11 protein-coding genes are annotated in these 8,760 nt (G+C 56.5%); 7 read left to right on the top strand and 4 right to left on the bottom strand.

The genetic code is table 11. The features are described 5' to 3' along the window. From YA0848_RS23915 to YA0848_RS23905, 3 genes are all read left to right on the top strand, one after another. Positions 1 to 2,633, top strand: a 2,633-nt coding sequence (locus YA0848_RS23915; RefSeq protein WP_198731436.1) for a Tn3 family transposase, incomplete at its 5' end; no start/stop codon positions are given. Then, a complete protein-coding gene (tnpC, locus tag YA0848_RS23910) occupies positions 2,630 to 3,019 on the top strand; it encodes a Tn3 family transposase post-transcriptional regulator TnpC (protein WP_028622770.1) in 390 nt (129 codons plus the stop codon). The genes YA0848_RS23915 and tnpC, both read left to right, overlap by 4 nt. Positions 3,020 to 3,234: 215 nt before the next feature. Continuing rightward, entirely contained in the window at positions 3,235 to 3,441 is a 207-nt protein-coding gene (locus YA0848_RS23905; protein ID WP_144000652.1) for a hypothetical protein, read from the top strand. 222 nt (positions 3,442 to 3,663) lie between these two features. Here YA0848_RS23905 and YA0848_RS23900 read toward each other — a convergent pair whose 3' ends face one another. After that, the gene (locus tag YA0848_RS23900) at positions 3,664 to 4,413 is read right to left on the bottom strand and encodes an MBL fold metallo-hydrolase (RefSeq protein WP_028622768.1); all 750 of its coding nucleotides are present in this window, start codon (positions 4,411 to 4,413) and stop codon (positions 3,664 to 3,666) included. Positions 4,414 to 4,424: 11 nt separating this feature from the next. After that, positions 4,425 to 4,859: a hypothetical protein gene (locus tag YA0848_RS23895; RefSeq protein ID WP_033050640.1), complete on the bottom strand. Its 435-nt coding sequence runs from the start codon at positions 4,857 to 4,859 to the stop codon at positions 4,425 to 4,427. 186 nt (positions 4,860 to 5,045) lie between these two features. On the opposite strand from YA0848_RS23895, the gene YA0848_RS23890 reads away from it, so the two are divergent. From YA0848_RS23890 to YA0848_RS23875, 4 genes are read left to right on the top strand one after another with little or no spacing between them, the layout of a single operon-like run. After that, positions 5,046 to 5,384, top strand: a complete 339-nt coding sequence (locus tag YA0848_RS23890) for an ArsR/SmtB family transcription factor (protein ID WP_028622766.1) — start codon at positions 5,046 to 5,048, stop codon at positions 5,382 to 5,384. Then, positions 5,381 to 5,812, top strand: coding sequence for a YeeE/YedE family protein (locus tag YA0848_RS23885; protein ID WP_028622765.1), 432 nt, complete (start codon positions 5,381 to 5,383; stop codon positions 5,810 to 5,812). Before YA0848_RS23890 ends, YA0848_RS23885 begins: the two co-directional genes overlap by 4 nt. Before the next feature lie 9 nt (positions 5,813 to 5,821). After that, on the top strand, positions 5,822 to 6,247 hold the full coding sequence (locus YA0848_RS23880) for a YeeE/YedE family protein (protein ID WP_028622764.1): 426 nt from the start codon (positions 5,822 to 5,824) through the stop codon (positions 6,245 to 6,247). A gap of 54 nt (positions 6,248 to 6,301) precedes the next feature. Further along, the gene (locus YA0848_RS23875) at positions 6,302 to 7,090 is read left to right on the top strand and encodes a sulfite exporter TauE/SafE family protein (RefSeq protein ID WP_028622763.1); all 789 of its coding nucleotides are present in this window, start codon (positions 6,302 to 6,304) and stop codon (positions 7,088 to 7,090) included. 192 nt (positions 7,091 to 7,282) lie between these two features. Here YA0848_RS23875 and YA0848_RS23870 read toward each other — a convergent pair whose 3' ends face one another. Both YA0848_RS23870 and YA0848_RS23865 read right to left on the bottom strand, forming a co-directional pair. Continuing rightward, positions 7,283 to 8,152, bottom strand: coding sequence for an OBAP family protein (locus YA0848_RS23870; RefSeq protein WP_196766170.1), 870 nt, complete (start codon positions 8,150 to 8,152; stop codon positions 7,283 to 7,285). Positions 8,153 to 8,182: 30 nt separating this feature from the next. Next, on the bottom strand, positions 8,183 to 8,760 hold a 578-nt coding region (locus tag YA0848_RS23865; protein ID WP_269837051.1), incomplete at its 5' end, for a rhodanese-like domain-containing protein.

Here is an 8,760-nt window from a genome sequence, read left to right as displayed (position 1 = left end):
TAGTTCTTGAGCAGCGAGTCGATCTCATCAATGCCATGCTTGATGAGCTGATTCAGCGTGGCTATGAGCTTCCGGCTTATTCGACGCTCAACAACCTCGCAGAAACTGCCTTGGCGAGTACCCAGGAAGTTACCTTCAACCTAGTCGTGACTCGAGCGCCAATCGAGGTGATCTACAAGCTGAAGGAGCTGCTTGACACCGACTTCGGCCGGCGCCAGAGCGATTTCAATGCGCTGAAACAGGCACCCAAGAAGCCATCTCGCAAGCACCTGGAGGTGCTGATCGACCACCTGGCCTGGCTAGAGAGCTTCGGGGACCTGGAGGCCATTTTTGAGGGGATCGTCGATGCCAAGATTCGCCACTTTGCTGCCCAAGCTGCTGCGTCGGACGTCGCCGAGCTGAAGGACTGCTCGCTGCCGAAGCGCTACACGCTAATGCTGGCCTTGATCTACCGCATGCGCGTACGGACCCGTGATCACCTGGCCGAGATGTTCATCCGACGGATATCGACGATCCATAAACGCGCCAAGGAGGAATTGGAGCAAATCCAGGCGCGGCAACGCCAGAAGCTGGAGCAATTGGCGGCGACCCTGGACGGCGTGGTGCAGATTCTTGTTCAAGAACCGGATGACCAGGAAGCTGGCAGCCTGATTCGAGAATACCTCTCCCCCGATGGCAATCTGGATCGCTTGCGCGAGACGTGCGCCGAAGTCCAAGCTACTGGCGGTAATAACTACCTGCCGCTGATCTGGAAGCACTTCAGGTCCCATCGCTCACTATTATTCCGTCTCAGTCACCTTCTCCAACTGGAGCCCACGACTCAGGATCGATCGCTGGTTCAGGCACTGGAATTGATCCAGGACAGCGAGAATCTACACCGCGAATGGATCGACGAGCACGTCGATTTGTCGTTTGCGTCGGAGCGCTGGGTCAAGGTCGTTCGTCGTCCTTCCAGTGAGGGGCCACCGACCAACCGGCGCTATCTAGAAGTTTGCGTATTCTCCTACCTGGCCAGCGAGCTGCGATCCGGTGACATGTGCGTACAAGGGTCGGAATCCTTCGCCGATTACCGCAAGCAGTTACTGCCTTGGGAAGAGTGTCTCCAGCGACTACCAGTCTACTGCGAGAAAGTGGGTCTGCCTGCCAACGCGACGGAATTTGTCGCCTCGCTCAAGAGCCAGTTGGAAGAAACCGCACAGCAACTGGATGACAAGTTTCCCTCCTGTCGGGGGGATGTGTCGATCAACGAGGCCGGCGAACCGGTACTGCGTCGTGTAACAGCACGGGACATCCCACTTTCGGCCATCTCGCTGCAGACAGCGCTTATGCAGCGCATGCCGGCTAGGCATGTGCTGGACATCATGGCCAACATCGAACATTGGATTCAGTTCACTCGGCATTTCGGCCCCATGTCCGGCAACGAGCCAAAGCTCAAAGAGCCGGCCGAGCGCTATCTGATGACTATCTTCGCCATGGGCTGCAACCTGGGCCCTAACCAGGCCGCACGGCATCTGGCCGGTAATGTCACGCCACACATGCTGTCCTATACGAATCGCCGTCACCTCTCGCTGGAGAAGTTGGACAAAGCTAACCGCGAGCTGGTGGAGCTCTACTTGCAACTTGACCTGCCTAAGCTCTGGGGCGATGGCAAGGCGGTGGCCGCGGACGGTACTCAGTTCGACTTCTATGATGACAACCTGCTAGCCGGCTACCACTTCCGCTACCGCAAGATGGGGGCCGTGGCTTATCGGCATGTGGCCAACAACTACATCGCGGTGTTCCAGCACTTCATCCCACCTGGTATCTGGGAGGCGATTTACGTAATTGAGGGGCTGCTCAAGGCTGATCTCAGTGTCGAGGCAGACACTGTGTATTCCGATACTCAGGGGCAATCGGCGACGGTCTTTGCCTTCACCCATCTGCTGGGCATCAACCTGATGCCACGTATTCGCAACTGGCGGGACCTGGTGATGTGCCGGCCGGATCGCGGCGCTTCGTACAAGCATATCAACCGTCTGTTCACCGACACTGCCGACTGGAACCTGATCGAAACCCACTGGCAGGATTTGATGCAGGTCGCGCTGTCTATCCAGGCCGGCAAAATCTCCTCGTCTATGCTGCTGCGAAAACTCGGTTCCTACAGCCGGCGTAACAAGCTCTACCATGCGGCACAGGCACTGGGCAGCGTGATCCGTACGATCTTCCTGCTCAACTGGATCGGCAGTCGCGAGTTGCGCCAGGAGGTCACCGCGAACACCAACAAGATCGAGTCCTACAACGGTTTCTCCAAGTGGCTATCCTTCGGCGGCGATGTGATCGCCGAGAACGATCCGGACGAGCAGCAGAAACGCCTGCGCTACAACGACATGGTGGCCTCGTCGGTGATCCTGCAGAACACCGTGGACATGATGCGCATCCTGCAGAAACTGGCCCGCGAGGGCTGGCAGTTCACCGATGAAGACGTGTCGTTCCTCAGTCCCTACCTGACCAGCAACGTCAAGCGCTTCGGTGAGTTCAACCTCAAGCTCAATCGGCCACCGGAGCCCTGGATCAAGGATTCGGTGTTTCAACAAGCCGCTGGCTCGCTGCGGGTCAGCACGACCCGCCAGGCCGATACCGAGATGACCTCATGATCAACATATCTCCCACATCTTTTCGCGTTACGCCGTGTGGAGAGGTGGACGTCGCAGCATTGGACAAGCTTCGCAACAGCTTCTACACGTCACAGCTACTTGAACTTGTCGATCGACTGGACACTAGCCTGGCTGAGGTGGGTGGGATGATTGCTGTACGCGACGACTTGCTGAAGCTGCATACGATGGCTCAGGCGTTGGTCGAAGGCACTCTACCGCCGGTTACGACCGAGGAATCCTGCGTCTGGGAGGTAGCCGAATCAGTGCTATTAGATCTTGAGACGTTGAGCTCCTGGATTCGCACTGCTCAGATGATGATCGCGCCGTTGGTCGATCTGGTGCCAAAGCATAGAGTCATTGAGTCGCCAGATCGCGAAGGCAACTGAGCAGGTAATTACCGGAGATAGATCAGCGTTCTGGCTGACTCGGGCTTTTACACTGCGCAATCGGTTTGATTGGAATCCATAAGTGGAAGCTCGCTCTGAAAATTTGTGATCGAGAACTGGCCATTTTTTGCCAAGATGCCCAATTGCTCCTGAGGTGAGGTCGATACCTACCGGGCTGAAGGGCCTGGCTATATCGATGTCGGTTTGCCTACGACATGCGCAAACGCAATGAGCGTATTGCGTACCATGGAGCTGACCACCAGCAAATTGCCGTCAGCTTCAATAACCCACCTGGAGATAATGAGCGGCTTGCGATGCGCAATGCTTACGACGATTTTCGCGTCACGATCAAAGTTGGTATCGAGGACACGATCCTCAATGAAACCGTGGTGCGGTTCCATGACGGCATCTCGGTCGGCTAACAGCTTTTTGTAACGCAACCAACCGAACTCCTGCGAAACATCGAGCCCGTCCACGCCCTGTGTCACGATATCCGCCGGCGCAGGGGTTAAGCTTCGCGCCATCACTAAATTGGCGCAGGGAGTATCTGTTGGTCGGTAGCTGCCTATCATATAAAGCCGCCCGCCCTTCCGGAACGGTTGTTCGTTTTAGCGGAAACGTTCACTGGCTTGGCATCACCGTAATCAGCCCTGAGGACTGCGCTCAACCTGTTCGCAATAGCGACGGAAATTATCCGTCAGGTCGGGTGGGCAGACGCCGCACAGGCGATTTCCAGGCACGGCGTGATCGATGAACGCGGGATAGGGCAAGTTCAATTCCGCCATAATTTCTCGGAAGCGCTCCAGGGTGATCGCTTCACCGAGTCGGGGGTTGCGCTGCTTTTCCTGGGCGATGGTCGAGACTCGACGACCGCTGTAGTCATGGCCGGGATAGACCAGGGTGTCGTCTGGCAGCGTGAGCAGCTTGTTTCTAACGCTGTGAAACAGATCGTCGGCGCTGCCGTTCTGAAAGTCGGTCCTACCGCAGCCGTCGATGAGTAATGCATCACCGCTGAACAGGCGATCACCGAGGAGATAGGCAAAGTGCCCGTCGGTGTGCCCGGGGGTATGCAAGGGTGTGAACTGCAGGCTGCCGACGATGAAAGGAACACCGTCCTCAATGCCCACATCCGTGCAGGGCAATTTGTCGATAGCCGGCCCCGCGATACGGCAGCCGGTCTGCTTCTTCAGTTCCAGCGCGGCGGTGATGTGGTCGGCATGTATGTGGGTGTCCAAGGTGAACGCCAGCTGCAGGTCCAGCCTGGCTAGCTCGGCCAGGTCGCGGTCCGTTGCGGAAATGACCGGGTCGATGAGCACGGCCTGGCCGGTGCCCTCGCACCCGAGCAAGTAGGTATAGGTGGACGACACGGGCTCGAACAGCTGGCGAAATATCATGATGGTCTCGGCTAATGGTGAGTGTTCAGCGGTGCCTGTTCCAGCGCCCTGAGCAGTGCATACTTTTCCTGATCGATCTCGCCCCGCGTGCGAATACCCAGCCGGCGCAGAATCGCCAGCGGCGGGCACCAGCCCTGCAAACCGTGTTGCAGAAGAAACGGCAGCACGACGCCAGGCAGCAGAAACCACTTTCGGTTCGCTGTCAGGCCAAGTAGCAAGCCAGACAGCGCGAGCGAGGAGGCATTGACCTCGAGCACGCGCTCCACGTCCCACTCGCGATCCAGGGCGTCGATACGCTGAAGAATTGCGCTTCGTCCCATCCCGCTGAATCGACGAACGTTCGCGTCCGTTTGCCGATCGATTTCTTGGTTCACAGGTTGGGACGTTGAGCGGCGAACCCGGTCCGCCTGGTCATGATTCGTACTGTTTTGCTGTATCGATAACATGTCTATCTCCTGGTTCGCGCCGACGGGGGCGCAGCGAGGTGAAGAGAAAAGCGATGCCGCACAATTTTAGGTGCCTGTAGGGGACGTCGAGTTCCGAGCCGGGCGTCCGCTGTCGCGTCGATACTATATATTGAAATATATATTGATAAATTATATTGTCAAATCCACCTGACCAGCTGAAGAAGAATGGCCGACATGGCAGATCTCGATATCGAAACCCTCCGCCGCAGTGCTGCGGACGCCTGCGGCTTGCTGAAGGTGCTGAGCAACCCTGACCGCCTGTTGTTGCTGTGCCAGCTGACCCAAGGGGAGCACTGCGTGGGTGATCTCGCCAGTGCGACGGGCATCGAGCAACCGACCCTGTCCCAACAGCTAACCGTGCTGCGTCACAACGGCTTGGTCAGCACCAGGCGCGAAGGCAAGCAAGTGCATTACAGTATTTCCAGCCATCAAGCGATGGAGGTCATGCAGGTGCTTTACCGGCTCTACTGCCAGCATCCCGAACGTGAGGAATCCACGACATGACGATCGACTGGGCGAATTTCACACCGTGGTTCTCGCTCGCCGGGGGCACGTTGATCGGCCTCGCTGCGACCCTGTTCATCTTGTTGAACGGGAGAATCGCGGGCATCAGCGGCGTGGTCGGCGGGTTGCTGCGGCCTGCCAAAGGCGATGTGCTCTGGCGTGTTTCATTCATCGCCGGACTGGTCATCGCGCCGGTGCTGTTTCAGGCCGCGTTCGAGCAGCCAGATATCCAGATTGATGCGAGCACCTTGACCCTGATCGCAGCCGGATTGTTGGTCGGGGTCGGCACGCGGTATGGCTCTGGTTGTACGAGCGGGCATGGCGTATGTGGATTGTCGCGCCGGTCGCCGCGCTCGCTGGTCGCGACGGCCGCATTCATGGCCAGCGGCTTTCTGACCGTATTCGTCATCCGCCACCTGCTGGGCTGAGGAGTTGCCATGAAATTGCTAAGCGCATTTGTAGCTGGGTTGGTTTTCGGCCTCGGCCTGATCCTGTCAGGGATGGCCGATCCATCCAAAGTGATCGCCTTTCTAGACCTCACCGGGCCGTGGGACCCCTCGCTTGCGTTCGTTATGGGCGGTGCGATCGTGGTCGCCAGTGTCGGGTTCTATTTCGCCTCCAAACGGTCCCGGGCGGTGCTGGGAGATGTCATGCGGATGCCCACCGCCACCCGAATAGATCGTCGTCTCGTGCTGGGTAGCCTGGCGTTCGGAGTGGGTTGGGGGCTGGCCGGTTATTGTCCAGGACCGGCGGTCGCGACGCTTTTGAGTGGCCGGAGCGAGCCGCTGATCTTTATTCTCGCGATGCTAGCGGGCATGGCGCTGTACGAGCTGCAGACTCGCTTAGCGGATAAGCCGCAGTGATTAGCTGCGTTAGTATCCGCATGACTCGGCCGAGGCGCCCGGACAGGGCGGCTTATGGTCATTGAGTTTGGACTCGGCTTGCTCGTTGGCATTGTCCTAGCGCTTACAGGGGCGGGGGGAGGCATCCTGACGGTCCCCTTGTTGGTGTTTGTGATGGGCCTTGGTTTGCCTCAAGCGGCACCTATTGGCTTGCTTGCTGTTGGTTTGGCGGCCTGGGTGGGGGCGGTTATCGGTCTTAGGGAAGGAATAGTTCGCTACAAGGCGGCTGTACTGATGGCCTTCTGCGGCATGTTGCTTGCTCCTGCGGGTGTCTGGGCTGCGGGAAGATTAGAGCACAGCATGCTTGCCATGCTGTTCGCTCTTGTTTTGTTTTACGTAGCGTTCCGTTCCGTCCGGCAGCCAAGCCGTCATGCTATTCATGCGCGAGCAATTCCTTGTCAGCTCAATCCTCAGACGGGGCGGTTTCGTTGGACGTCTCGCTGCGCAGCAATTGTCTCAGCGTCGGGTTCGCTGGCTGGTTTCCTCTCCGGGCTTCTCGGCGTAGGCGGGGGATTTGTCCTGGTACCGGCACTGGGCCGTTACAGCGATCTGTCTATGCGATCTGTTACTGCAACATCATTGGCAGTCATAGGGCTTGTGTCGGTTAGCGGCGTATCGTCTTCAGTGTTAGCTGGCAATCTTGACTGGACAGTTGCTCTTCCATTTTCTGCGGGTGCGATTGCAGGAATGCTGACGGGGCAATCAATTTCTGCGCGCTTGGACGGCAAGAGGCTTCAGAAAGGCTTTGGGTTGATTGCATTTATTGCAGCGGTCGCCTTGATGATCGAAAGCATCCGGTATTGACGTAGGTTATCCGGGCATATGCTTGGTTTTAGCGCTGCAACGGCAGAGCTGCGCTTGGTTTGGCAGGATCAGCCGGCCAAGCGCTTCTGGAAATAGCGCAGGAATAAGGCGCATTACTGCACGGCTTCGAACAGATACCGTAATCAGTCTCCTCAGGAGAGAAAAGCCTTTATATCGGCAAACGACTGACCTCTATCTAGAATCCGATTCCGACAGCGCCTCGGACTGATTTGTGGTTTTTTTATCAACAACACCGGGAATGGATCGGGTGGGGCGTTCAAATTGGCCCTTGAGCGCATCCACGCCGCTCTGGGGCTTGGCCAGTGGCAAAAGGTCCTGTCTGGCGTTACGACGTTCCTCCGTATTGATATCCATACGCTTGTCTCGGCTTTCCACCAATCCCTTTTTGGCCTCACCAATCCGATTAAACGACCATGCGAGCTTCGGTTCTCCAAATGGCAACGACTCGCCTGGCTTGCCATGGGTTGCATCCCACGTATGCCAAGTCTTACCGTAGCTGTTCATTTTGCTTTTCATAAGTTCATGGTCTGCTTTAACCGGCAGGCCAGGTGCAACCAGCTGTCCCGAAAGAATCTCTCCATTATGGGGATGCCAATACTGTTTTTCTGATTCCGGTAAACTTTCGAAAATCTTTTCAGAAATTATGTATTCGATACCGTTCAAATTCGCGCTTCGTGTGTTTCCATCGAACAATGCGCATTGCGCAAAATCTTCGTTGGCTTGAGTGCAAAAATGATGCGCTTCCATTTGATGTGATGGATCATCTTTCATGGGATGAAAGCCGACCAAATAGACGTTCATGGGATCCAGAGGCGAATCCGTTTGGAGCATGGCTGCTCCTGCCTCCAAAACATTGGTTTTGGTAGATTCTGCTCTTCCAGCGGGTTCAGTTGACGAGCTGACCGTGCCGAAACCGGTACAGCCCGAAACCATCGCCATGGTTGCGATGCAGAAAACTTTCCTGTTCTGCTGAGCTAAATATTTTCCGCAAGTGGGCAAACGCTTATAGGTTGATTTCAGCGAAAAAGTTTCTGGCTGCATGTTCTTCATCCTCTTTTTTTGCTTGGTTTGTTATGCCACAGGCAAGTCTGCTGCTCTCCAAGCAGCCCATGAGCCAGGCACATTGACTACTTTTTTAAAACCGTTCTTTTTCAAGATGCTCGCTGCGATCGATGCTCGGTATCCAGAACCGCAATACGTTGCGATAGTTTTATCCCGGTTCAGGTTGGCAAGGGCTGTATCTATATGAGCGACGAACGCATGATGGGCATCGGGGATATGGCCTGCCTCGTATTCAGCAGGACTGCGCACATCAAGCAACATCACATCGGAATCGTTTCGTTTGCGATCGAGCTCATGGACTGACCATTCACCAATGGACTCTAGGGGTAGCGCCGCGTTCTGCCAGTCCGTCATGCCATTACGCAAATAGCCCTTAATATCGTCCAGGCCTATCCGGTAGAGTTGGGTGACAGCCTCATGAACATCGTCAGCCGACTCGCCCACCAGCAGGATCGGGCGAGTGCCATCGAGCATCCAGCCAGCCCAGTTCACGAATTCGTTACGCAACGCAATGTTGATCGCCCCGGGCACATGCCCGCCACCAAATGCGAGGATCGAGCGGAGGTCTAGGGGAGCCCGCAGAATTC

It is taken from the genome of Pseudomonas sp. S4_EA_1b, assembly GCF_016307435.1.
In the GTDB taxonomy this organism is placed as follows: Bacteria; Pseudomonadota; Gammaproteobacteria; order Pseudomonadales; family Pseudomonadaceae; genus Aquipseudomonas; species Aquipseudomonas rhodesiae.
This window is presented reverse-complemented; position numbering and strand designations above follow the sequence as displayed.